Genomic DNA, 23,914 nt, shown 5'->3' on the forward strand with positions numbered 1-23,914 from the left:
CCCTTAACTAGAGAAATAGAAAAGGCTAGTACATAAATCTGTTCATAAAACGGAGCTGATCAAATCTCTGGATAGATTCAGGGTCCACCCTTTTTCCGATCCTTGCCATCAGGCAGTTTGCCGGATGGGAACTGATTTCCGGATCGTCGGTGGCATACCATTCGAGACCGCCTGCATTCATCATTTTTTCCATTACCTTGCGATATTCCCACACATTCAGTCCTGTCCCCTTCAGGTCCCAATGCCAATAATATTCTGTCGTTATAATAATATAACTTTCCATATAGTCATCCATCATGGATACCTGCAGAAGGCTTTTTCCAGTACCTGCGCCCCTGAACTTCGGGATCACCTCAATGGCTCCAAGCTCAATCAGATTCTCCATATTGCCTTCCGACCATCTTTCGAGGGGATCGGGGTACAGATAGGTCACATAGCCGACAATCGTCAACCCGTCTCTGGCGATGATGATCCTGCCTTCTGGAAGGGATGCGATTTCAACCAGGGCTTTATGCTGCTGCTGCGGAGGGCGGAATGCGACCAGGTCCTCGTGAAACTCATACTGTGCCAATTTTTCTGAAGGGACGGGACCCTCGATGATCAGGCTCCCTTTAACAGTCTTCAATTCTTTCGCATTATAAGTCATTGTATGTTCCATCGATTCACCACCAAAAAATCATTGCATTTCAGTTGTACTCCTATTATACATAAAAACCGGCATTAAAAGCGCTTTCAAACTATTTTATCAATAAATTGCAAATATTTAATCTCTAAAGATAGTATATTTCCTGTATGAAAAAAGTATTGAATCAATCACACTCAATCGCCTGCAATATTTTAAAAATTGAGAAAAGAAATGTTTTGTACTATAATAATGACAAACATTGTAAAAGGGGGAGCATGCAAATGAAAGTGGAAGCGCTACCAGCAGTCCAGGGAAACTTCAACCTGGCAAACTATGACGAACTGTACAGTCAATTTGACTGGAAGGAAGCAGAAAAAGAGTTTTCATGGAGCGGCACCGGGAAAGTCAATATGGCTTATGAAGCCATAGACCGACATGCAGAATCTTTCCGGAAAAACAAAGTGGCATTATATTACCGGGACGGCCAAAGAAAAGAGAAGTATACCTTCAAGGAAATGAAGGATCTTTCCAACAAGGCCGGCAATGTTTTAAAAAATTATGGTGATGTCGAGAAAGGGGATCGCGTCTTTATTTTCATGCCGCGTTCGCCAGAATTGTATTTCTCTGTCCTTGGAGCCATTAAGCTCGGGGCTATTGTAGGGCCTTTATTCGAAGCATTCATGGAAGGAGCAGTCCGCGACCGCCTTGAAGACTCGGGGGCGAAGGTTCTGGTCACAACTCCAGAGCTGCTTGACCGGGTGCCGGTGGATGAGCTTCCGGATTTGAAGACTGTATTCCTGGTTGGGGATGGGGTAGAAGAAGAAGGCCCGTTTATCGACTTTAATAAAAGATTCGCTGAGGCCGGCACAAAGCTGGGAATCGAATGGGTGGAACGTACAGACGGGCTGATCCTTCATTATACCTCCGGCTCCACAGGGAAGCCGAAAGGAGTCCTGCATGTACATAACGCTATGATCCAGCATTACCAGACAGCCAAATGGGTACTGGATCTGCAGGAAGAGGATGTCTATTGGTGTACGGCCGATCCTGGCTGGGTGACCGGGACTTCCTATGGGATCTTTGCTCCATGGCTGGCTGGTTCGTCCAATGTCATTATCGGCGGGCGCTTCAATCCGGAAACATGGTATAAAATGATCGAGGAATATGGAGTTACGGTCTGGTACAGTGCACCAACAGCCTTCCGCATGCTGATGGGTGCAGGGGACGAAGTGGTAAAGAACTTTGACCTGGGCAGCCTGCGCCATATTTTAAGTGTCGGGGAGCCTTTGAATCCGGAAGTGGTCAGATGGGGAATGAAGGTCTTCCATTTGAGGATCCATGATACATGGTGGATGACTGAAACCGGTGCACAGCTGATCTGTAATTATCCTTGCATGGAAATCAAGCCGGGATCAATGGGCAAGCCGATCCCAGGCGTAGAGGCCGCCATTGTGGATGATCAGGGAAATATCCTTCCGCCTCACAGGATGGGGAATCTGGCCATCAAAAAGGGCTGGCCATCTATGATGCAGACGATCTGGAATAACGAACCGAAATATCAATCCTATTTCATGCCTGGAGACTGGTATGTTTCCGGTGACTCAGCTTATATGGATGAAGACGGCTATTTCTGGTTCCAGGGGCGCATCGATGATGTCATCATGACCTCAGGAGAGCGGGTAGGGCCATTCGAAGTAGAGAGCAAGCTTGTTGAACACCCGGCTGTAGCTGAAGCCGGAGTCATCGGGAAACCGGATCCTGTCCGGGGGGAAATCATCAAGGCTTTCATTGCATTGAGAGATGGCTATGAAGCGTCTGAAGAATTGATTGAAGATATCCGCCAGTTTGTTAAAAAAGGGCTGGCCGCTCATGCAGCGCCGCGTGAAATCGAATTCCGCGACAAGCTTCCAAAAACCCGGAGCGGAAAAATCATGCGACGGGTCCTTAAAGCCTGGGAACTGGATCTGCCTACAGGCGATTTATCAACAATGGAAGATTAATAAAAAGGGAGAAGCCATTTTGGCTTCTCCCTTCGTTATTTTACTGGCTGCCGCTGTCATCCTGATTTCCATCATCCGGATTAGTTTCCCCTTCAGCGGGCTTTTCTTCATCCGGTTTATCTTCAGGCTTTTCCTCTGGTTTATCTCCAGGAGGGTCGGCCGGCTTCGTTTCTTTCGGCTTCTCTGATGCCGGCGGAGCGGCCTGGCCGATTTGAATCGTGTTTGATGCTCCTGATTCCCTTCCGGCAATATCGACTGCCGTCACATAATAGGAACCATTGCCGCCGCTGAATGAAAGGCCTGAGCCAGCTCTCACGCTGCCGACTTTGGCTCCGCCGCTGTAGACCCTGTAGCCGATCACATCTGATTCAGGATGCTGCCCCCATACAATGGAGCTTCCTGATGCTTTGATTGATGGGGCGGAAGGTGTTTTTCCGTTATCCTCGATTTTATCCTGGGGAACGAGAACCTTTGACCATCTGTCCTTCTGCGGAATCAGCTGGCTGGGATCCACATTCACGCCAAATAGCTTTTCAATATAATCAGGGTTAAGAATAAGCCCTGATTCAGCAAATTCGGCTGGCGTTGAATCAAGCGCCAGATATTTCCTATCGCCAATGCGGACGAATTTACCGTTCACAAGGCTGTCATCCGTTCTGGTCGGCACATACTTGCTGTTGAACAGGTCTGTCTCCACCAGGCCGGCCTGTGAGCAGGCTTCTGATGGAAGAAGGCCGGATACCCCGCAGAAGGATCTTCTGACAATCCCGCCTGGCATCTTGATGCTTTCGCTTGGATCAACGAGATCAGGGGCAACGTCGTAGGCTGCATTCATCAGATCTGCCCAAAGATAAATATTCCGCATGCTGTAGCTCATGCCGCCTGTTTTTAATGACTTCGGCGTGTCATATCCGGTCCAGATCCCGAAAGAGACATTCGGGTTCGTCGCGACAAACCACGCATCATGGAACATATTTCCTGTACCGGTCTTCCCGGCCCAGTCAGAACTGAATTTCAGCCTGTTTTTCAAAGAGGTGGCAGTTCCGCTGTTGATGACATCCCGCATCATATCGTAAGTAAGATATGCCGTCTGCGGGCTGAAGACCTCAACAGGCTCAGGTTTATGCTGGTAAACGATATTCCCGTCTCTGTCAGTGATTTTATCAATTATATAGGCATCAACGAATTTGCCGCTGTTGGCAAAAGTCCCGAATGCATTGGTATTTTCTTCGACTGTCACACCGTTTTCCAGAGAGCCGATGGCGGTTGCCAGGTTCGTATAGTCCGGCTCAAGCAGAGAAGTGAAGCCCATCTTTTTAAGATACTCTGCCGGCCTTTGGCCGACAATATCCTTGTAGAGCTTGACGGCCGGGACATTATAGGATTTCGCAAGAGCATATCTAGCCGTTACAAGTCCGGTATAGCGCAAATCATAGTTATTTGGCCATGGCCTATTCAAGCCAGGTGCAAGCATCAGCGGCACATCCGGAAGTATGGTGCCCGGAGATGCTTTCCCAAGCTCAAAGGCAGGTGCGTAAACCAGGAGAGGCTTCATGGTAGAGCCATTCTGCCTGACGGCATGTGTGGCGTGATTCAGCTTCTCTTTCTTATAGTCACGGCCGCCCACAAAGCTGATGATCTTTCCGGTAGAATTTTCGATGAGGACAGCACCCACTTCTACTGGTTCCATGATGCTTACCTCTTCTCCGGTATCTGGATCAGTCACCGTCTGGGCTTTATCAGGACCGTAATGCTGGTACTGATTTTTTACCTGCTGCATTCTATCGTAGATTTCCTTATTGATGGTCGAGTGGATCTTGTAGCCGTTTTGGCGCAGATTCTTGTCAGCCAAAGCCAGATATCTCTGCTTGACCTCTTTGTCATTATTGTACTGCTCCATTGCGCCATCTTTTTCAGCCAGCACCTTGGACATGACTTCAGCTGCCCGCTCTTCTATCTCAAATGTGACCCAAGGGTATTTTTCAACCGCACTTGAGCCTGCAGGAACGAAATCTTTGGTAATATCATAAGCTAGGGCTTCCTGATATTCTTTATCGGAAATCTTCCCATCATCATACATCCGTTTCAGAACGGTCTTCATTCTTGTTAATCCTGGTTCCAGATCCTCTTTAACGGTCCCTTTGTTTGTAAAAGGGGTATATCCGAAAGGGCTCTGCGGAAGACCGGCGATAAACGCGGACTGGGCAATATTAAGGTCGCTGGCAGGAACTCCGAAGATTCCCTTCGCCGCTGCCTGCACGCCGCCGATATTCCGGCCGGAAGAGTTGCGCCCAAATGTCGACACATTCAGATAGGCTTCAAGAATCTCTTTTTTATCAAAGAATTTTTCGAGCCGGAGCGCGAGCAGGATTTCTTTTGCCTTCCTTTCGAATGAAACTTCATTTGTCAGGATCTGATTCTTGATCAGCTGCTGTGTCAGGGTGCTTCCGCCGCTCTGTACAGCGCTATTGGATACTTCCTGGTATAGTGCACGCAGAATTGCTTTTGGCACAACCCCATCATGCTCATAAAAATATTCATCTTCGGTCGCAACGACTGCATCCTTCAGATGGACTGAAACATCCTCAAGCTTCACTTCCTCCCGCTCAAGGTCTGTCCGGAGCTTTCCGAGATAGACATTATTGGCAAAATAAAGCTCTGATGTTTCTTCATAATTGTATATATCTTTCTTCATGCTCTCATAGGAACGGATCGGCTCGTCCTTCACCAGGGAGGCAAAATACCCGGCACCCACTCCTCCTGCAAAAGCTCCTCCGAGAACAACTAGTATAATGAACAGAAGAGTTAAATTCCACACGACTTGATAGGTAATAGAAGCGCCTTTTACTGTCTTTTTATTTGTAAAAAGGCTTAGCCAGGACCTGAATTTATTGTTCAAATTATGTTTTTCCCCCTTCATTTTATAAACCCCCAAAACCACATACATTATAGCACAAACCCAGGCGCCATTTGACAAGCACTGACATTTTTCTGAAATTTCCTTTTAATGAGGATGGGGAATTTGTTTGGTTTTAATGGTGAAGGAGGGCAGTTGCAAATATATGGGGGAACCCGCAAATATAATGAAAAACCCGCAATTATATCAGAAATGGCGCAAATATATCGAAAAACCCGCAAATATAGTTGAAATCCCGCAAATATCTGAAGTTTGGGATACTGTGAGTGGGGTTTAGCCGTTCGAGGGCGGGGCAGAGATGGGCTTTTTTGCATTTCGAATGTCGGCTCTGAACAAGCCGCTTCCGCATTTCGATTTGTCCAGCTCCGGCTCCTAGGTGCTCGAGTCATAAGTCACTTTGGAACCGAAGGCAAAGAACGCCTTCAATTCCAAAGCGCCTTATGCTTGTCGCACCTGAACAGTCGCCTCCGCATTTCAGGTTGTCCAGCTCCGGCGGCTAGAGCCTCGAGTCATAAGCCACGCCAGAATTAAAGGCAAAGAGCGCCTTTTATTCTTGCGCGTCTTATGCTTGTCGGCTCTGAACAAGCCGCCTCCGCATTTCGATTGTCCAGCTCCGGCTCCTAGGTGCTCGAGTCATAAGGCACTTTGGAACCGAAGGAAAAGAACGCCTTCAATTCCAAAGCGCCTTATGCTTGTCGCACCTGAACAGTCGCCTCCGCATTTCGATTTGTCCAGCTCCAAAGCCTAGCCCCTCGAGTCATAAGCCAATCAGGCCAGAAGGTTAAAGAACAACCTTCCGTCCTGCTCGTCTTATGCTTGTCGGGGCTGAACAAGGCTTTTCCGCATTTCGATTTGACACACCCCCATTTTTTATGGTAAAACTTTTGTATTATCTTATGAATTTGAATAGCTGCTTTGATGGGAATGAGTAGTGCTTCTGTCTCTGTTTCAGAAAGCCGGCGGCTGCTGTGAGCCGGTGCATGCAGAAGGATGAATTACCTCCCGGAGCTTCTGTTGCGAATCTGCGTATGCAGTAGTAGCAATGGACGGTTGAACCGTTATCAGGAAAAGAGCGGAGGACAGCTGTGTCCTCAATTTGGGTGGTACCGCGCTGTTAAGCGTCCCTGCATATTTGCAGGGGCGTTTTTTTGTTTTTTCCGACGGAGGCTGCCGGCGTTTAAAGAAATGAATGGAGGAAGAAAGATGAGTTTGCTTGAGGATTTAAAATGGAGAGGTATTGTTTACCAGCAGACAGATGAAGAGGGAACAGAAGAGCTGCTGAAAAAAGAGAAGATTTCGTTATACTGCGGGATTGACCCGACGGCTGACAGCATGCATATCGGCCACTTGCTGCCGTTTTTAACACTGCGCCGCTTTCAGAATGAAGGCCACAGGCCGATTGTGCTAGTCGGCGGGGCAACAGGACTGATCGGCGACCCGAGCGGAAAGAGCGAGGAGCGTAAACTGCAGACGCTCGAAGCCATCCAGCATAATGTCAGCAGCATTCAGCAGCAGCTGAAGAAAATCTTCAGCTTTGAGGGTGAGAACGGTGCCCTTATGGTCAACAACTATGACTGGGCAGGCTCTATGGACATTGTTACATTCCTGAGGGATTACGGGAAGCATGTCGGTGTCAATTATATGCTGGCTAAGGATACGATTGCATCACGTCTTGATACTGGTATTTCTTTTACGGAGTTTACTTATACCATTCTGCAGGCAATGGATTTCCTTCATCTGTATGAGAAGCATAACTGCAAAATGCAGATTGGCGGAAGCGACCAGTGGGGCAATATTACAACAGGGCTTGAGCTGATCCGCAAGATGATGCCTGAAGGTGCTAAAGGCTATGGTGTCACAATCCCGCTTGTAACGAAGGCGGATGGAACTAAATTCGGCAAAACAGAAAGCGGGGCAATCTGGCTCGATCCTGAAAAGACTTCTCCATATGAGTTCTATCAGTTCTGGATTAATACAGCTGATGCCGATGTCATCAAATACCTGAAATACTTCACTTTCCTTTCAAAGGAAGAAATTGAGGAGCTGGAGAACTCGCTTGCTGAGGAAGCGCATCTCCGCAAGGCGCAAAAGGCGCTTGCTGAAGAAATGACTAAGCTGATCCATGGTGAAGCAGCGCTTGAACAGGCTATTAAAATTTCAGCCGCACTGTTCAGCGGAGATGTCAAAAACCTTACAGCATCAGAAATCACCCAAGGCTTCAAGGATGTGCCATCCTATGAGCCGACAGGCGAAGAGAAGGGCATCGTTGATTTGCTGACGGCTGCAAAGATTTCTCCATCCAAGCGCCAGGCGAGGGAAGATGTATCGAACGGCGCCGTCTATGTAAATGGTGAAAGAATTACAGCAACAGATTATGAACTTACAGAAAAAGACCGCATTGAAGGCCAGTTCACAATCATCCGCCGCGGCAAAAAGAAATATTTTCTTATCAAATATTAAACCGCAAAAAGGTCCGCTTCCGGCTGGAGGCGGACCTTTCTGATTGATTGGCAAAAAGAAAAACACCAGCCAAAAGGCAGGTGCTTTCTTGTGCTTTTCCCGATTAACGAGAGTAGAATTCAACGATAAGAGCTTCGTTGATTTCAGCAGGAAGTTCAGAACGCTCAGGAAGACGAGTGAATGAACCTTCCAATTTGTCAGCATCGAAAGTCAAGAAGTCAGGTACGAAGTTGTTTACTTCGATTGCTTCTTTAACGATGTCAAGACCGCGTGACTTTTCACGCAATGTGATCGTTTGACCAGGCTGAACGCGGTATGAAGGAATATCAACGCGTCCTCCGTCAACGATGATGTGGCCGTGGTTTACAAGCTGACGAGCTTGACGGCGAGTACGAGCTAAACCTAAACGGTAAACAACGTTGTCAAGACGTGATTCTAAAAGAACCATGAAGTTTTCACCGTGCTTACCAGCCATTTTGCCGGCCTTGTCGAATAGGTTGCGGAATTGACGCTCAGTAACTCCATACATGTGGCGAAGTTTCTGTTTTTCCTGTAATTGTAAACCGTACTCAGAAATTTTTCTGCGCTGGTTTGGACCATGTTGTCCTGGAGCGTAAGGACGCTTTTCTAATTCTTTACCAGTTCCGCTTAGAGAAATTCCAAGACGGCGGGATAGTTTCCAGCTTGGACCTGTATAACGAGCCATGAATGACTCCTCCTTGTGTTTTTATTTTGTTGTAAAATAAAAACAGATGCGTACGATCATTAAGCTCATTTTGTTTTCATGTACCTTCGCCCTAGCAGCAGCGGGTTACACAGTACCCCTTCGAATAAAAGGCTAAAACGCCATGCTTACCGGCATCTTGGGCTCAAACCCGTGCTTTCCGCCTCAAAAGAGATGGGAAGCGGTGCCTTATTGAGGAACAAAATGATCACCTAAAGTGTCACATTTGCTGCGATATTTTACACAAAGGCTATTATATAATTTTTATAAACTTTATGTCAAGGCATGTTTTGCTTTTCGCGGAATAAGTGCTCCTGCCTTCTCAATTTTATCATCTCTTGATGCCGGCATAGAGAGCAATTTACTGGAAAATATTTTTATCATATCATAACGGGGAGAATTTTCCTGTGGTATAATAGTCTTAATTAATTCTAGTAAAAGTGTTGATGAAATTGAGAGAGACGAAGAAGGAAAAACAGATCCGCCTTTTTCTGGCTTTGGCGTTTGCTGGAGTGGCCCTTGCCGCCATATACTTCCAGTATCTCAAGCCGGCGGGCGGGACAGGGAGCCCGCTTGCCCTGGTCATAAAGGCGGGCTCTGCTGATGGTGCAGACCCCCTCGTTGTCTTATATGATGAAAAAAAACAGGACCATGTGCTGGCCCTGTATGAGGTAGAGAAAGACAATGATTTCAAGTTTCGCCTGATCAAGTCTGCCACTTTGGAGAGTGCCCCTGAGAAAATGGCAGTTGATCGTGAGGGTGCCGGTTTTTGGGCTGAAGTGGATGGGGACTGGGTTTATCTGGATCCGGACCTGAAAGTGCGGGCGCGTAAACCGCGCCTTCGGGGCACCATCACTTCGGATGGAGAACCTTTTAAAGTAAGGAAGACTTCAAATCATACCGTTCTTGAAGCGGAGGGCCAATATGAAGTAGCCTTCAATGAAGCAGGCAGGCCGGAGAGCGTCCATGCCCTCACAGCCGATCATTCTTCATGGCTTATCCTGCTTGAGGATGGGGTGAGAATTGCCTCCGGCAGGACGCTGTAACACGGCATATATATGAGAATGCCTATATGAACTGGGTAAATAGGGTGATGAATATGGAAATGCTCAAAAGCCAGAAAATATTGTGCTTGAAAAGCCGCTTCTTTGACCTGATTGATACAACTGACGGATTTATTCAGTCTGACTCTTTGATTGAGCAGATGCTCGAAGCGGTCAAAGACTTTTCTGAAGCCTCCGAAGCCTGCTATCACGGGCCAGGCGGCAGCGTCAGAGGTACAGATTCCTCAGCTGGGAGATATGGCCAGGATGGCCATCAGGCAAGGGAAACGGGACTCAGGGGTGCCGCGTGCTGCCGGATCCCGCTTTCTGGCAGGTCAATGGATTTGGGAATCCTTGAGCTGAACGGGCTGCCGGATCCTCTGAATGAAGAAATCATTAGGGAATTGGGCTCTGCCTGTGCCGCCTTCATCATGAAGGCCAGGGAACTCGGGGGAATCTCAGCCAGGGAAAAGCGCTACAAGCAGCTTTTTCGCGTAACTGAGCAATTTCATTCCTCAATGGATATGGATGCTGTCCTCGGAGAGATCATCAAAACCCTTCAGGAAGTGTATCCTCACTTTACCTATTATCTAATGCTTTCGCATGACAATAACAGCCATGGGGACCTCCCTTTAAAAGATCTTGAATATGACAGCCAAAATATAGCGGCCATGCAGGCATATGTCACTGGCGCCATACAGTTTGAGGATTCTATATCTGAGAAAAGGTCTGTCCTTTATGCCCCTCTAAAAGGAAAGCAGGGTGTATACGGCGTGCTCCAGGTCATTGCGCCGAATGCACTCGTCTTTCCTGAAAGCGAAGTCGAATTCATTTCCATACTCGCCAATACGGCGGGCGGTGCACTTGAGAACGCCCAGCTGTATCACCAGTCGAAGAGGCTGATTGCCGACCTCCAGCTAATTAATGAGACTTCGCATCAGCTTAATTCCAATCTTCGCCTGACGGAAACGATGACTTATATGGCTGAACAGATCATTAAGTCTTTTGATGCGGAGGAGGCAGGCTTCGTCCTTTTGTCTGAAGAATCCGAACAAGTAAGCATCCTTAAAGGAAGCACTTCTTTCTTCCGGACAAGGGAATCCGGCATCTATATAAAATATATCAAAGAAAAGATCAGGCAAGACAAGGACAGCCTGTTCATTGGCGAGCTTGATCTCCAGAACGATGCCCTGATCGAGCAGTTCAAATCCGTCATGGCGGTCCCAATGTCCCAGTCTGGTGTGCTGAAAGGGTTTGCCCTTATCCTGCACAGAGATCCTTATCATTTTTCATTTGAGACATTTAAGCTTCTTCAGTCCCTAATCCACCATTCCACTTTGGCCCTCACGAATTCCATGCTGAGAGAGGAGCTTGAAAAGATGGTCGTCACAGACCACCTGACCAGGCTTTATTCCCGGAATTATCTGGATGAACGGATACACCAGTCCTTAAGAGAGGATGCAGAAGGTGCTTTTATCCTGGTTGATATTGATAATTTTAAATCTGTCAACGATACATACGGCCATCAAGTCGGTGATGAAGTCATTGTCCAGGTAGCCGGGATTATTATGAACAGCATTCGCGGTACCGATGTTGCCGCCAGATGGGGAGGAGAAGAGCTTGCCGTTTATCTGCCCTCTATTTCCCTGGAAACGGGCGTCGCGATCGCAGAGCGGATTGTCAGAAAGGTCTCTGAGAGCACAAATCCCGTTGTCACCATTTCCTGCGGGGTATCCCACTGGAACTTGGAAAGGGAGGATTCCTATTCCTGGCTGTTCAAGCGGGCGGATAAAGCTTTGTATACAGCGAAAGAATCCGGAAAAAACCAGGTTGTGGTCCAGGGATTCAGCATTCTTTAAAGACAGGCCAGTCCAAGCCTGTCTTTTTCATTTTCCTTTATACACTCAAATTGCTTTGCAAAAACAGAAAAATAACATATCCTGTAAATATAGAGTGTTGTAAACGCTTTCATATTAAGGGGGATTTGCAATGGAGAAAAAGAATGTGCGGTTCGAGACTAAAGTGATCCATGAAGGGTATGATGCCCGGGAGTTTAAAGGGAGTCTGGCACCGCCGATTTTTCAAACCTCCACATTCGTGTTCGATAATGCAGAACAGGGTGAACGGAGGTTTTCTGGAGAAGAAGAGGGATATATCTATTCAAGGCTCGGCAATCCGACTGTTTCTGTCCTTGAAGAAAGGATGGCTGCCCTCGAGCAGGCTGAGGCCGCATTGGCCTTCAGCTCGGGGATGGCTGCTGTTTCCGCTGTGCTGGTTGCCCTGACAAAAGCGGGGGATCATATATTATGCTCCCAGGGAGTATATGGGTGTACATTTGGCCTTCTTCAGCTGATGAAAGAGAAATACAATATCAGCCATGACTTTTCCTTGATGGAATCGAAAGAGCAGCTGCTGGAGGCAATCAGGCCGGAGACTGCCTGCCTTTATATTGAAACGCCAATCAATCCGACTATGAAACTTGTTGATTTGGAAATGGCCGTGGAGGCCGCCAGGGAAAAGGGAATCCCGGTTATAGTGGATAATACCTTCTGCTCCCCGTATCTGCAAAATCCGCTGCAATTGGGCTGCGACATTGTTATCCATAGTGCAACTAAATATATATGCGGTCATGGAGATGTGATTGCCGGCATTGCAGCGGGCAGGAAAGAGCTGATGGATGAAATCTCCTTCACAACCCAAAAGGATATCGGGGGCGTTATTTCCCCATTTGATGCCTGGCTTCTTTTAAGGGGGCTGAAGACTTTGCCGGTAAGGATGGACCGGCACACCAGCAATGCGGAAAAGCTGGCCGCATATTTAAAGGGTCATCCAAAAGTAACGGACGTTTATTATCCTGGCGATCCCGAGCATAAAGATTATCCTGTCATGCAAAAGCAAATGAGAAGCGGAGGCGGAATCCTGTCTTTTTCAATTAGAGGCACGAAGGAGACGGCCCAGAAATTAATGAATCAGCTTCAATTCATAAAAATTGCCGTAAGCCTCGGGGATGCAGAAACTCTTATCCAGCATCCTGCCACCATGACACACTCGGTAATCCCGCCAGAAACAAGGGAGAAGATGGGGATTTCTGACACAATGCTCAGGCTGTCTGCCGGGCTTGAAGCCTGGGAAGATATCCGGGATGATTTAGAACAGGCATTTGCTTCAATAGAATAAAAATGGACCGGTACAGAGTGATGGCAAAAAAACTGAATGCCCCAGGCCTCCTGCCGGAAGAATATAAACAGCATAGATTTTTTATAAGAGGATGACCATAAAGGAGGATATATCATGGATATGACGGTAACATGGACTGGAAAAATGGCGTTTGCGGGGGATGCGCCTTCCGGCCATAAAATCATGATGGATGCATCTGAGGAAGCCGGGGGAGAGAATTCCGGAGCAAGGCCGACAGAGCTGCTGTTGAGCGCGGCGGCAGGCTGCACGGGAATCGATATTGTGTCCATCCTGAAAAAGATGCGGCTTGAGCCAGCTTCTTTCCATATGGACATAAAAGGGTCAAGGGCTGAGGATCATCCGAAAAGGTTCACTGAAATCCATATCCACTATGCATTAGAGGGGGAGCTTCCTGAAGATAAAGTGGCCAGGGCCATCAAGCTGTCAAAGGATAAATACTGCTCTGTCTCAAAGTCTTTAAATGCGGATATCACGGTAAGCTACTCTATTAACGGGGCTGCCGGCGGCCAGCACCTGTAATATCACTCATTAAAAAGCAGCAAAAAAGCCTGATCCCGAGCGGAACAGGCTTTTTTCTTTGTATAGGAATTTATAAGTTGTAAGTCTTGTGGATAAATATCAATTCTTGATCAACGTCCAGCTCCAGCGCCTACCCCCTCGAGGTCACAAGCCAAACCTCCCAAAAAGGCAAAGAACGCCTTTCCGGGAGGTTCGTCTTGTGCTTGTCGGGGGTGATCAAGGCGCTTCCGCTTTTGTCTTGTGTTATATATGTTTTACGAGTGTTTCAACAAAGTCTTCCAGGCCCTGCTGGTCGATTTCGTCAAAGCGGTTCTTTTCAGGAGAATCAATATCAAGGACGCCGAATACTTCTCCATTTTTTATGATGGGAACTACAATTTCTGATTGGGATGCTGCATCACAGGCAATATGCCCTGGGAATGCATGGACATCCTCAATGCGCAATGTCTCGCGCTTGTGGGCAGAAGTACCGCAGACGCCTTTTCCGAGCGCGATCCTCACACAGGCCGGAAGCCCCTGGAAAGGACCGAGGACCAGCTCCCCATCCTCCATGAGATAAAAGCCGGCCCAGTTAATGCGGTCAAGAAATTGATTAAGCAGAGCTGCTGCATTGCTCAGATTTGCAATGCGGTTTGGTTCGCCTTCCAATAGAGCATGAAGCTGTTTATTTAATAATGCGTAATTTTTTTTGCGGTCTTCGCTGTATGTTTCGACTTTAAACAACGTGTTTCCCTCCACTATTCGAAGAATTATTATTCATTCTATCAAATAGAGATGAAAAAGAGGAGACTTTGTCGATATTTTTTAAAAGGACAACCGGAAAATAAAAAGAATGTTTAATTAAGAAAGGTAAGTGAACAGATATGCGATGTTTACCACTTTCTGCTGTCCAGTCCCTGTATATCCATTCATACTGCGTTGTGCCAATGGGAATTTAAGAAGCGAGGTAGGATTATGAAAAAAAATTCGAAAGATGCCATTGTTGCTGCAGCGATTTCCCTTTTTAATACAAACGGATTTACCGGCACATCCATACGTGACATAGCCGCGAAAGCCAAAGTGAATGCCGCCAATATCGCTTATTATTTTCACAATAAGCATGGGCTGCTGGAACACTGTTTCACTGAATTCTTTGAGGGATACATTGCTGAAATAGAGAAGGGCTTTTCTTGCCTGCATCTGGGGGCAGCGGCTGCCTTGAAGATTATTTCAGAAAATATCCTGTTGTATCACAGCCGGAATATTCATCTGACCCGTTTTATCCTGAGGGAAATTTCGCTTGACTCCCAGGTGGTGAGGGAAATTATGTCTACCTATTTGATGAAGGAAAAATATTATCTGAATAAAGTATTTGAAATCGGAATGAGAGCGAAGGAATTCCGCTCTCAGCATCCCAGTTATTTGATCATCCAGTTTAAAGGGCTATTGTCGATGCCATTCTTGAATATGCAGTATGTGTCAGAGGTGCTTCATGTTTTTCCAAACGAAAGATATTTCGCAGATAAATACTTAATTGAAATCTATAATTGGATTGACGGAGCCGTCCGGGAACATGCTGCAAGGGAAATCGTCATGGCCAATTAGCCTTCAAAGGGGAAACTGCCGAAGCCCTGCCCCAGTTCTTTCGCCTGGTGTGCATCCGAACCATAGACGAGCTGGATGCCAAGGGATTTGGCCATCGAAGCAGCCCATTCCGGCGGATAAGGCTCCCGGCAGAGCGGTTTTGCGGTGCCTGCCCCGTTGCAGTCCAGTGCGTATCCGTGGAGCTTCATCAACTGAAGGATATTTGAAATCTCCTGTTTGTCTTCAAAGCCGGCAGGATATTTTTTTTGGAATTTATGGGTCAGCGAAATATGGCCGATCCTCTTTGGCTTATAGGGACCCAGGTCAGCTGTGATCGACCTTCTGACGGTTTCATAGTATTTTCTGTAAACAGCCTCTGCGGAGCCGTAGCGGCTGATCATGGAGGAGAAGACGTCCGGGCTGTAATCTGCACAGTCATATTGCCCATCATAATACAAAAAGTGGACCGAAAGAATGCTGTCATCCAGAAGATGCCCGACCTTTGAGAGGAAGCTGCCTGTTTCTTTTTCAAATCCCTCTATAAAATCCACTTCAAGCCCTGCATTGATTTTGATTTTATTTTTGTAGAGAGCTTTTACACGGCAGATTTCTTCGAAGTAGGCTCCAAGTTCATCTGCCTGCATGGCGCTGTCCCGGGCAGGGGCTGTGTCTGTGAACCCGTCGGGGAGCGGGGCATGCTCAGTGAAGGTCAGTTCTGCAAAACCGAGCGAAAGGGCCCTGTCGATATACTCTTCAAAAGCATCCTTTGAACCATGGGGGCAAAAAGGTGTATGTATATGTCCATCCCTTAACATAGGGGCATCGCTCCATTCTGTCGAAAATCAAAAATGCGAATTATTTGTAATGCGGCAAAACGTATTGTTCAATTATAGGTGCCGGGCTAAAAAAAGTTCAGTTCCAGTTTCCAGGAGGAAAAACAAGCTCCAGGCTTCAATAAGGGAGCAGTGGAACAGCCAATTCTGAATCCCGGGTTTTGCACAAAAACGGCAAGCAGGTTATAATAGCAAGTTTCTCTCAAAAAAAATTAAATTAATAGTCAAAAATTGTCGTTTACATGGTATCATAAAAACATTGAATTGCATATTTCAAGTTTTTTTTACATATATCTATCAGTTATCAGCTCGGCAGCAGAACAGGGGGCTTTCAATGGAGTACATAATTGGAGGAATAGTGATCGCGATTGCACTATTTCTGACGGGATACCTAATGAAAAAGAAGTATTATAAAGAAATAGACCGGCTGGAAGGCTGGAAAATGGACATTACGGACAGGCCGGTTCTCGACGAGATGTCCAAAGTGAAGCAGCTGAATATGACAGGCCAGACAGAGGAGCTGTTCGAACGCTGGCGGAATGAGTGGGACGATATCGTTACCGGGCAGCTTCCTGGAGTGGAGGAGCTGCTGTTTGATGCTGAGGAATATATCGACCGCTACCGCTTTAAGAAGGCAAAGGAAGTTCAGCAGGCAATCGAGGAGAGCCTTGCAGGCATAGAGGATAAAATAAAATCCCTCCTTGCTGAAATCAATGAGCTGGTCGGAAGCGAAGAAAAAAACCGCACCGAGATCGATGGACTCAAAGATCAGTACAGGGAATGCAAAAAGGCGCTGCTCGCCCATCGGCATACCTATGGAAAGGCTGAAGCCATCCTGGGCGTCCAGCTTGATGAAGCTTTTGCGAAGTTCCAGGACTTTGAGGACCGGACAGCAAACGGCGACTATCTTCAGGCAAGGGAAATCGTCCTGACCATCCAGGCACAGCTTGACAGTATCCAAAAGAAAATGGAAGCAATCCCCGATTTGCTGGTGGATGCCGGATCCAATATCCCATCCCAGCTTCTCGAGGTGAGAGAAGGCTTCCGTGAAATGGAGCAGCAGGGATATATTCTTGAACATGTAGAAGTGGATAAGGAAACAGAGTCATTAGAAAAAGAGGCAGCCGAATATCTCGCCATGATCGAACGCGCAGAGACCGGAGAAGCGCATGAGGGCCTTGAGGATATCAAGCAGAGAATCGATGCGCTCTATGATCTGCTTGAAAAAGAAGTGTATGCAAGAAAGTTCATCCAATCGCATGATGAAAAGGTCCGTACAGAGTTATATAATGCCAAGGATGCAAACTTTATGCTGAAGAAAGAGCTTGGCATCGTACAGCAAAGCTACCACCTCAAGGAAAAGGACGAAGAAACACACAGCCTGCTTGAAACGAAGCTGACCAAGCTTTTTAAACGCTTTGAAATCCTTGAGCATAAAATCAGCAATCAAAGCTCTGCCCATTCAGTTCTTGGTGAAGAACTGGAATATATAAAAAATGAACTGGAAGCATTGTCAGAAGAGCAGGTCCATTTTGCAGAAAAGCTGCAGGCCTTAAGGAAGGACGAGCTTTCCGCACGGGAAAAGGTAAAGGAAATCAGCAAAAAGCTGTCGGAAACCATCAGGCTCGTATCCAAGAGCAATATACCGGGGCTGTCCCAAAATTACCGGTATTTAATGGAAGACACGAAGGAAAGCATCCAAAATGTCATTGATAAGCTTGATGAGAAGCCCCTTGATATCCCTGCTGTCCAGCAGTATCTCGAAATAGCGGTCATGACAGTTGATAAAGCTGCAGACAGCACGGCTGAAATGATTGAAACCGTCCAGCTGGCTGAAAAGGTCATCCAGTATGGAAACAGGTATCGAAGCAAGTATCCTTCCATCGCCAAAGCACTGAGGGAAGCGGAGGATTCATTCAGGAACTACAATTATAAAGAGGCACTGGAGCAGGCTGCTTCATCTATTGAAGAGATTGAGCCAGGAGCTTTGAAAAGAATAGAAGAAATGATCGGCGATAAAGAAAATGTATAAAAAACCAGATCTGCTTTGGCAGATCTGGTTTTTTATTTTAGGGGAAATAATTATCAGTCTATTCTGCTGTGTTTCTGCCGCTTCCGGCAATGAGCAGGCCGAGCAGGCCCCCGGCAATGGCTGGAATGACCCAGCCGAGTCCTTCTGCATAGAGAGGAAGGAATCCCAGCATTTCTGAAAAAATCCGGGTATCTGCCCCGGCTGCCTTTATTGCATCAATAGTACTGATCAGACCTGCCGGAATCAGGGCTCCTGCATATACAGCTCTTGAGCCGCCAAAAGCATGATGAAGAAAAGAAAGCAATACCAGTACGATTGCCGGCGGATAGATCATCGTTAGCATTGGCAAAGATACAGAAATGAGCTGCGTCAAGCCGATATTGGCAATCATCATGCTGAATAGGGATAAAATCAGCACAAATGACCTGTAAGAAATGGCTGGCATAACTTTTGAAAAATATTGTGCACAGGAAGAGACGAGCCCAATAGAAGTGGTAAGGCAGGCAAAAGTTATGGCCAGACCAAGGATGACAGCCCCAAAAGATCCGAAAAGACGGGAAGCAGCGGCGGAAAGAAGAGCTCCTCCATTATCCTGGAACCCAATCGATTCTGCCCCGGATGCCCCGATGTATGCGAGCGAAAGGTAAACAAGCATAAGGGCAGCAGCAGCAATAAGTCCGGAATAGATGCATATTTTTGCAATCTGTTTTGAGCTGCTGATGCCTCTTTCTTTAATTGAACCGATCACAACTATGCCAAAAACAAGGGCGGCGATTGCATCCATGGTTAAGTAGCCTTCAACGAAACCTTTAAAAAAAGGCGTTTCGGCATACGCGCCTTTGGCAGCCATTGGCTCTCCCAAAGGGGTGATCGTACTCTTTACAGCCAGAATAGCCAGTATAACAAGAAGAATCGGAGTAAATAATTTCCCGATCCGGTCCACAAGCTTAGAAGGATTCATTGAAAGCCAGGCTGTAACGGCAAAAAAGATAATGGTATAAAAAAGCAGTGCCATCCCGTATTTAGAAACGGTATCAGGCAAAAACGGGGTGATGCCAATTTCATATGCAACGGTTCCGGTCCGCGGAATCCCGAATAGCGGGCCAATGGCTAAATACAAAAGCAAAGTAAAGGCAGCCCCGAAAACAGGGTGAACTCTTCCGGACAGCGTTCGAAGATCTCCAGCTTTGGCTATGCTGATGACTCCCAAAAGCGGGAGGCCGACTCCGGTTATAAGAAATCCAATGATGGCCTTTCCCATGCTGACACCAGATTCCTGGCCGAGATATGGAGGGAAAATCATGTTCCCTGCTCCAAAGAAAAGAGCGAAAAGCATCAGTCCTATTGCGATTGTTTCTCTGCTGGATAGGCTCTTATTATTCATACAAACCTCCATGACTGTCTATCAAAATGTTTAGAACATTTAACATACTAACACAGGAAGTGAGAAATTTGTCGAAAGGAATTATAGTCAAAACATTCAGACTTAAGCTTCTGGCTTTTGTTGTGTATTCGGCCTCCAAAAGAAATATAAAAGATTATGCAGATGAAAACATTGTCCCAGTATGATAAGATTTACTATTGGCTAAACGGTTTTTCAAGGAAGGGGAAGACCCATGATTTACTTTGATAATAGTGCAACAACTAAACCATATAAAGAAGTGCTGGATTCATTTAATAAGGTGGCCTCAGATTACTTTGGCAATCCCTCGTCTTTGCACGGAATCGGGGGCAGGGCAGAAAAGCTCCTTTCACAGGCCCGGATGCAGATTGCCGAGCTCCTGGGAGCAGGCCAGAAGGAAATCTTCTTTACTTCAGGCGGAACTGAAGGAAATAATCTGGCTGTAAAAGGGACTGCAATGATGCATAAAAGCAGGGGGCGCCATCTCATTACGACTGCCTCGGAGCATTCATCAGTGGCAGAAGCATTTGAACAGCTGAAAGAGCTCGGGTTCCGGGTTACGTATATTCCTGTAGACCAGGATGGGAGAATCAGGCCGGAGGACATAGAAGCTGCCTTATGCCATGATACGATTCTTGTGAGCGTCATCCATGTTAATAATGAGGTTGGCACCATCCAGCCGATTGCTGAAATCGGCAAAATGCTCAAGCCCTATTCAAAGGTGCTTTTTCATGTGGATCATGTCCAGGGCATAGCAAAGGTCCCGCTTGATTTTCAAAAAAATGAAATAGACCTTTGCACCATATCTGCCCATAAATTCCACGGTTTAAAAGGCACAGGTGTCCTTTACATCAGGGAAGGCGTCAAGCTTTCACCGCTGTTTTCAGGCGGAAGCCAGGAATGGAACCAGCGGAGCGGAACAGAGAATGTTCCTGGGATTGTCAGTATGGCCAAGGCGCTCAGAGTCAGCCTTGAGAGGTACAGGAGCCAACTGGAGCAGCTTGGACACGTAAAGTCTTTGCTTAGGGAAGGACTGGAATCCATTGAAGGCATCTTTGTCCATACACCGCTTCAAGGCTCGGCTCCGCACATTCTCAATTTTTCTGCACCAGGCTTGAAGGCAGAAGTATTTGTGCATTCCCTTGAGGAAAAAAATATATATGTCTCCACCACAAGTGCCTGTTCCTCGAAAAAGAAAGCTGTCAGCAGGACACTGCTGGCCATGGGCATTCCTGAGGAGGCTGCAGCAAGCAGCATCAGGATCAGCCTTTCCTATGATAATACAGCAGAGGAAGCAAAAGCTGTGCTGCAGGCAATTGAAGAAACAGCGAAAACGCTAAGGAAGGTAATGAAATAAAATGAATTATGACCGCATATTAATCCGCTATGGAGAAATTTCAACAAAAGGCCGAAACAGGGGGAAGTTTGTCGAGAAGCTGAAAAGAAGCATTAAGAAAGTTCTGCACAGCTATCCTGCCATCAGGATCGAGGGTCAGAGGGACAGGATGTTCATCCAGCTTAACGGTGAAAATGGGGAAGAGATCATCGAGAAGCTCAAAGGAGTCTTTGGCATTCAATCCTTCAGTCCTGCTGTGAAAGCTGAAAAGGATATAGAAAAAATCAAGGACGCTACCCTGTCACTTTTAAAGCGGGCATACAAGGATGGTGATACCTTTAAGGTATCGGCGCGGAGAGCGGACAAGGGCTTTCACCTTGACACAGGAGAACTGAACCATGCCCTTGGCTCACATATCCTGAAGAATATGGAAGGCTTGAAGGTGGATGTGAAAAAGCCGGATATTAATCTCCAGGCTGAAATCAGGCCGGAAGCCGCATATCTTTCATGCGAAAATATCCAGGGAGCCGGAGGTATGCCGGCCGGGTCAGGCGGCAAGGCGATGCTTATGCTTTCTGGGGGAATTGACAGCCCGGTCGCAGGCTATTTATCAATGAAGCGAGGGCTTGACGTAGAAGCTGTTCATTTCTACAGCCCTCCCTTCACCAGCGAAAGATCTAAGCAAAAGGTGGTTGACCTGGCTGAAAAGCTGGCGGGTTATACAGGGCAAATGGTCCTTCATATTGTTCCTTTTACGGAAATCCAGCAGCTCATCCAAAAGCAGGTGCCTGAAAATTACACGATGACAACCACCAGAAGGCTGATGCTTAAAATCACGGATCTGATCCGCGAAAAGTATGGAGGGCTCGCTGTCATTACAGGTGAAAGCCTCGGCCAGGTTGCAAGCCAGACACTGGACAGCATGTATGCCATCAATGAAGTGACAAGCACGCCGGTCCTGCGCCCGCTGATAACAATGGATAAGACCGATATCATTGAGATCGCCCAGGAAATTGATACCCATGATATATCTATCCTGCCATACGATGACTGCTGCACCGTATTTGTCCCGGCTTCGCCCAAAACGAAGCCTAAACTTGAAAAGGCAGCATATTATGAAAGCTTTGTTGATTTTGATGCGCTTATTGCAAAAGCTGTAGAGCATATTGAAACAATTCACATCAAGCCGTATGAATCCGGTAACGACAGTGAGGACGATCTTTTCTAGGGAGAATGAAAATCGGACGGGCGATGAAAACATTACCAATTAATATTTGTATGAAGCCATGTGATTCTACACATTCTAAACTCACAAGGAGGTGAAATCACATGGCAAACAACAACAGCTCTAACCAGCTTCTAGTACCTGGTGTACAACAAGCTCTTGACTCAATGAAATACGAAATCGCTACTGAATTTGGTGTAAACCTTGGCGCTGAAACAACTGCACGTGCTAACGGTTCAGTAGGAGGAGAAATCACTAAGCGTTTAGTTCAAATGGCTGAACAACAGCTTGGCGGTTACCAACGCTAATCCAAAAAATAAATAATATGGCTACAAAGGAGCAGGCTCACCAGCCTGCTCCTTTACTTTTTGTTATACATTTTATAATTTTTGAAAAATTATGTATAATATAATTATTGATACAATTTTAGATGAGGAGGACATATGACATGAAGCGTGAAGATCTGCTGGCGCCAGAAAAATATAATCTGGTCTCTGAAATGGAAAAGTTTGCTGATAAGCCTGAAAGGACAGCCATCCTTTGGGAAAGCGGGGAAGGAGAAAGAAAGGAAATTACATATCCAAGGCTCTTATCCAATGCCAATAAAATTGGAAACGTTTTCTCCGAAAACGGTTTGAGGCAGGGGGATGTCGTTCTGATTATGGTCCCGCGCCTGATAGAAGCTTACCAGACGTACATAGCTGCACTTAAAATGGGCCTGGTAGTCATTCCCTGCTCAGAGATGCTCCGCTCTAAAGACATTCAGTACAGAATCAATCATGGCGATGTGAAGGCCATCGTATGCTTTTCGCCGTTTACAGAGCAATTTGAAGATGTTCCTGAAGCAGAGGGCCTGCCTAAGTTTGTGATTGGAGAGCCTGTGCCAGGCTGGATTCCGCTGGACGAAAAGATGGATGCAGCCTCTGATATCATGGAGACTGCGGGAACAAGCAAGGACGATATGGCTTTCCTGTCCTATACTTCCGGCACAACGGGCAATCCCAAGGGAGTTGTACATACACATGGCTGGGCATATGCACATCTCCGAGCCGCCGGTCCTAACTGGCTTTGCATCAATGAAGGGGATACTGTCTGGGCAACTGCAGGCCCCGGCTGGCAGAAATGGATATGGAGCCCCTTCCTCTCCGTGCTGGGATCCGGGGGAACAGGACTGGTGTATTCCGGGAAATTCGAGCCCAAAAAATATCTTGCACTCCTTCAAGATTACAAAGTCAATGTCCTTTGCTGCACACCTACAGAATACAGGCTGATGGCAAAGGTCGACAATCTTGCTGAATACAGCCTCCCGGATCTTCATAGTGCCGTCTCGGCAGGGGAGCCGCTCAACCGCGAAGTGATTGATACTTTCAAAAAACATTTTAATATTGAAGTGCGTGACGGATACGGCCAGACGGAAAACACCCTGCTGGTCGGCATTACAAAAGGCATGGAGCTTAGGCCGGGTTCAATGGGCAAGCCGATCCCCGGAAATTCTGTCGAGATTATCACTGAAGACGGTCAAGCGTGCGGACCTGGGGAAGTCGGCGATATTGCCGTCCATATTGAAACCCCTGCATTATTTAAAAATTATTATAAGGATCCTGAACGGACGGCTATGCAATTCCGCGGTGAATATTATGTAACCGGAGATAAAGCGAAAAAGGATGAAGACGGGTACTTTTGGTTTGAAGGCAGGGGAGATGATATTATCATCAGCTCCGGATATACGATCGGGCCGTTTGAGGTGGAGGATGCCCTTGTCAAGCACCCGTACGTAAAGGAATGTGCCGTTGTGGCGAGCCCGGACGAAATCCGCGGAGCAGTCGTAAAAGCCTTTATCGTCCTGCAGGATGGCATCGCCGAAGATAAGCCGGATCTCATCAGTACCTTGCAGGAGCATGTAAAGGAGCTGACTGCCCCTTATAAATATCCCCGCAGGATCGAGTTTCTTTCGGAGCTTCCGAAGACCACGTCAGGAAAGATCCGCAGGGTAGAGCTGAGGAAAAAAGAAATGGAGCAGGCTGCCCGCAGCTAGTA

The 23,914-nt window shown here is 46.9% G+C and carries 18 protein-coding genes and 1 other annotated feature; of the genes, 12 read left to right on the forward strand and 6 right to left on the reverse strand.

The window, feature by feature from the left end; genetic code table 11:
- Positions 1 to 25: 25 nt before the first annotated feature.
- Complete coding sequence (locus tag LCM00_RS04635; protein ID WP_224898371.1) at positions 26 to 658, reverse strand: GNAT family N-acetyltransferase; 633 nt, start codon at positions 656 to 658, stop codon at positions 26 to 28.
- Positions 659 to 906: 248 nt separating this feature from the next.
- Here LCM00_RS04635 and acsA point away from each other — a divergent pair, with 248 nt between their 5' ends.
- Positions 907 to 2,625, forward strand: coding sequence for an acetate--CoA ligase (gene acsA / locus LCM00_RS04640; protein WP_224898373.1), 1,719 nt, complete (start codon positions 907 to 909; stop codon positions 2,623 to 2,625).
- A 40-nt stretch (positions 2,626 to 2,665) separates the two neighbouring features.
- Here acsA and LCM00_RS04645 read toward each other — a convergent pair whose 3' ends face one another.
- Positions 2,666 to 5,545, reverse strand: coding sequence for a transglycosylase domain-containing protein (locus tag LCM00_RS04645; protein ID WP_224898375.1), 2,880 nt, complete (start codon positions 5,543 to 5,545; stop codon positions 2,666 to 2,668).
- Positions 5,546 to 6,448: 903 nt separating this feature from the next.
- Positions 6,449 to 6,671 (forward strand) — a binding site (T-box leader).
- 74 nt (positions 6,672 to 6,745) lie between these two features.
- On the opposite strand from LCM00_RS04645, the gene tyrS reads away from it, so the two are divergent.
- A complete protein-coding gene (tyrS, locus tag LCM00_RS04650; RefSeq protein WP_224898377.1) occupies positions 6,746 to 8,002 on the forward strand; it encodes a tyrosine--tRNA ligase in 1,257 nt (418 codons plus the stop codon).
- A gap of 103 nt (positions 8,003 to 8,105) precedes the next feature.
- Here the strand turns inward: tyrS and rpsD are convergent, their stop codons facing one another.
- A complete protein-coding gene (gene rpsD, locus LCM00_RS04655) occupies positions 8,106 to 8,708 on the reverse strand; it encodes a 30S ribosomal protein S4 (protein WP_009795353.1) in 603 nt (200 codons plus the stop codon).
- Between the two features lie 464 nt (positions 8,709 to 9,172).
- On the opposite strand from rpsD, the gene LCM00_RS04660 reads away from it, so the two are divergent.
- The 4 genes from LCM00_RS04660 to LCM00_RS04675 all read left to right on the forward strand — a co-directional run bounded on the left by LCM00_RS04660 (position 9,173) and on the right by LCM00_RS04675 (position 13,486).
- Positions 9,173 to 9,772, forward strand: a complete 600-nt coding sequence (locus tag LCM00_RS04660; RefSeq protein WP_224898378.1) for a hypothetical protein — start codon at positions 9,173 to 9,175, stop codon at positions 9,770 to 9,772.
- 26 nt (positions 9,773 to 9,798) lie between these two features.
- Entirely contained in the window at positions 9,799 to 11,628 is a 1,830-nt protein-coding gene (locus tag LCM00_RS04665; protein WP_224898380.1) for a sensor domain-containing diguanylate cyclase, read from the forward strand.
- Between the two features lie 130 nt (positions 11,629 to 11,758).
- The gene (gene megL / locus LCM00_RS04670; RefSeq protein ID WP_224898382.1) at positions 11,759 to 12,946 is read left to right on the forward strand and encodes a methionine gamma-lyase; all 1,188 of its coding nucleotides are present in this window, start codon (positions 11,759 to 11,761) and stop codon (positions 12,944 to 12,946) included.
- Positions 12,947 to 13,060: 114 nt separating this feature from the next.
- On the forward strand, positions 13,061 to 13,486 hold the full coding sequence (locus LCM00_RS04675) for an OsmC family protein (RefSeq protein WP_224898384.1): 426 nt from the start codon (positions 13,061 to 13,063) through the stop codon (positions 13,484 to 13,486).
- Positions 13,487 to 13,729: 243 nt separating this feature from the next.
- On the opposite strand, the gene LCM00_RS04680 is transcribed toward LCM00_RS04675, so the two are convergent.
- Positions 13,730 to 14,209: a GAF domain-containing protein gene (locus tag LCM00_RS04680; protein ID WP_224898386.1), complete on the reverse strand. Its 480-nt coding sequence runs from the start codon at positions 14,207 to 14,209 to the stop codon at positions 13,730 to 13,732.
- A gap of 231 nt (positions 14,210 to 14,440) precedes the next feature.
- Here LCM00_RS04680 and refZ point away from each other — a divergent pair, with 231 nt between their 5' ends.
- Positions 14,441 to 15,070 carry a forespore capture DNA-binding protein RefZ gene (gene refZ / locus LCM00_RS04685; protein ID WP_224898389.1) on the forward strand — a complete coding sequence of 210 codons (630 nt, stop codon included), beginning with the start codon at positions 14,441 to 14,443 and terminating at the stop codon, positions 15,068 to 15,070.
- Here refZ and hisJ read toward each other — a convergent pair.
- Positions 15,067 to 15,864 carry a histidinol-phosphatase HisJ gene (gene hisJ / locus LCM00_RS04690; RefSeq protein ID WP_224898392.1) on the reverse strand — a complete coding sequence of 266 codons (798 nt, stop codon included), beginning with the start codon at positions 15,862 to 15,864 and terminating at the stop codon, positions 15,067 to 15,069. The genes refZ and hisJ overlap by 4 nt on opposite strands.
- Positions 15,865 to 16,216: 352 nt before the next feature.
- On the opposite strand from hisJ, the gene ezrA reads away from it, so the two are divergent.
- On the forward strand, positions 16,217 to 17,914 hold the full coding sequence (ezrA, locus tag LCM00_RS04695) for a septation ring formation regulator EzrA (protein WP_224898394.1): 1,698 nt from the start codon (positions 16,217 to 16,219) through the stop codon (positions 17,912 to 17,914).
- Positions 17,915 to 17,972: 58 nt separating this feature from the next.
- On the opposite strand, the gene brnQ is transcribed toward ezrA, so the two are convergent.
- Positions 17,973 to 19,298 carry a branched-chain amino acid transport system II carrier protein gene (gene brnQ, locus LCM00_RS04700; protein WP_224898396.1) on the reverse strand — a complete coding sequence of 442 codons (1,326 nt, stop codon included), beginning with the start codon at positions 19,296 to 19,298 and terminating at the stop codon, positions 17,973 to 17,975.
- Between the two features lie 232 nt (positions 19,299 to 19,530).
- Between brnQ and LCM00_RS04705 the strand changes: the two genes are divergently transcribed.
- The 4 genes from LCM00_RS04705 to mbcS all read left to right on the forward strand — a co-directional run bounded on the left by LCM00_RS04705 (position 19,531) and on the right by mbcS (position 23,912).
- Positions 19,531 to 20,673: a cysteine desulfurase family protein gene (locus tag LCM00_RS04705; RefSeq protein ID WP_224898399.1), complete on the forward strand. Its 1,143-nt coding sequence runs from the start codon at positions 19,531 to 19,533 to the stop codon at positions 20,671 to 20,673.
- Position 20,674: 1 nt separating this feature from the next.
- The gene (thiI, locus tag LCM00_RS04710) at positions 20,675 to 21,880 is read left to right on the forward strand and encodes a tRNA uracil 4-sulfurtransferase ThiI (protein WP_224898401.1); all 1,206 of its coding nucleotides are present in this window, start codon (positions 20,675 to 20,677) and stop codon (positions 21,878 to 21,880) included.
- Positions 21,881 to 21,981: 101 nt separating this feature from the next.
- Positions 21,982 to 22,185, forward strand: coding sequence for an alpha/beta-type small acid-soluble spore protein (locus LCM00_RS04715; protein ID WP_224898403.1), 204 nt, complete (start codon positions 21,982 to 21,984; stop codon positions 22,183 to 22,185).
- Positions 22,186 to 22,325: 140 nt separating this feature from the next.
- Positions 22,326 to 23,912 carry an acyl-CoA synthetase MbcS gene (gene mbcS / locus LCM00_RS04720; protein WP_224898406.1) on the forward strand — a complete coding sequence of 529 codons (1,587 nt, stop codon included), beginning with the start codon at positions 22,326 to 22,328 and terminating at the stop codon, positions 23,910 to 23,912.
- Positions 23,913 to 23,914: the final 2 nt, after the last annotated feature.

Origin of the sequence: Bacillus infantis, from assembly GCF_020171945.1 — a bacterium.
Classification (GTDB): domain Bacteria; phylum Bacillota; class Bacilli; order Bacillales; family Cytobacillaceae; genus Bacillus_AB; species Bacillus_AB infantis_A.

Bases quoted from the DNA above. Each gene is read 5' to 3' on its own strand.
- LCM00_RS04635 (WP_224898371.1), bottom strand. From the start codon at position 658: ATGGAACATACAATGACTTATAATGCGAAAGAATTGAAGACTGTTAAA.
- acsA (WP_224898373.1), top strand. From the start codon at position 907: ATGAAAGTGGAAGCGCTACCAGCAGTCCAGGGAAACTTCAACCTGGCA.
- LCM00_RS04645 (WP_224898375.1), bottom strand. From the start codon at position 5,545: ATGAAGGGGGAAAAACATAATTTGAACAATAAATTCAGGTCCTGGCTA.
- tyrS (WP_224898377.1), top strand. From the start codon at position 6,746: ATGAGTTTGCTTGAGGATTTAAAATGGAGAGGTATTGTTTACCAGCAG.
- rpsD (WP_009795353.1), bottom strand. From the start codon at position 8,708: ATGGCTCGTTATACAGGTCCAAGCTGGAAACTATCCCGCCGTCTTGGA.
- LCM00_RS04660 (WP_224898378.1), top strand. From the start codon at position 9,173: ATGAAATTGAGAGAGACGAAGAAGGAAAAACAGATCCGCCTTTTTCTG.
- LCM00_RS04665 (WP_224898380.1), top strand. From the start codon at position 9,799: ATGAACTGGGTAAATAGGGTGATGAATATGGAAATGCTCAAAAGCCAG.
- megL (WP_224898382.1), top strand. From the start codon at position 11,759: ATGGAGAAAAAGAATGTGCGGTTCGAGACTAAAGTGATCCATGAAGGG.
- LCM00_RS04675 (WP_224898384.1), top strand. From the start codon at position 13,061: ATGGATATGACGGTAACATGGACTGGAAAAATGGCGTTTGCGGGGGAT.
- refZ (WP_224898389.1), top strand. From the start codon at position 14,441: ATGAAAAAAAATTCGAAAGATGCCATTGTTGCTGCAGCGATTTCCCTT.
- hisJ (WP_224898392.1), bottom strand. From the start codon at position 15,864: ATGTTAAGGGATGGACATATACATACACCTTTTTGCCCCCATGGTTCA.
- ezrA (WP_224898394.1), top strand. From the start codon at position 16,217: ATGGAGTACATAATTGGAGGAATAGTGATCGCGATTGCACTATTTCTG.
- brnQ (WP_224898396.1), bottom strand. From the start codon at position 19,298: ATGAATAATAAGAGCCTATCCAGCAGAGAAACAATCGCAATAGGACTG.
- LCM00_RS04705 (WP_224898399.1), top strand. From the start codon at position 19,531: ATGATTTACTTTGATAATAGTGCAACAACTAAACCATATAAAGAAGTG.
- thiI (WP_224898401.1), top strand. From the start codon at position 20,675: ATGAATTATGACCGCATATTAATCCGCTATGGAGAAATTTCAACAAAA.
- LCM00_RS04715 (WP_224898403.1), top strand. From the start codon at position 21,982: ATGGCAAACAACAACAGCTCTAACCAGCTTCTAGTACCTGGTGTACAA.
- mbcS (WP_224898406.1), top strand. From the start codon at position 22,326: ATGAAGCGTGAAGATCTGCTGGCGCCAGAAAAATATAATCTGGTCTCT.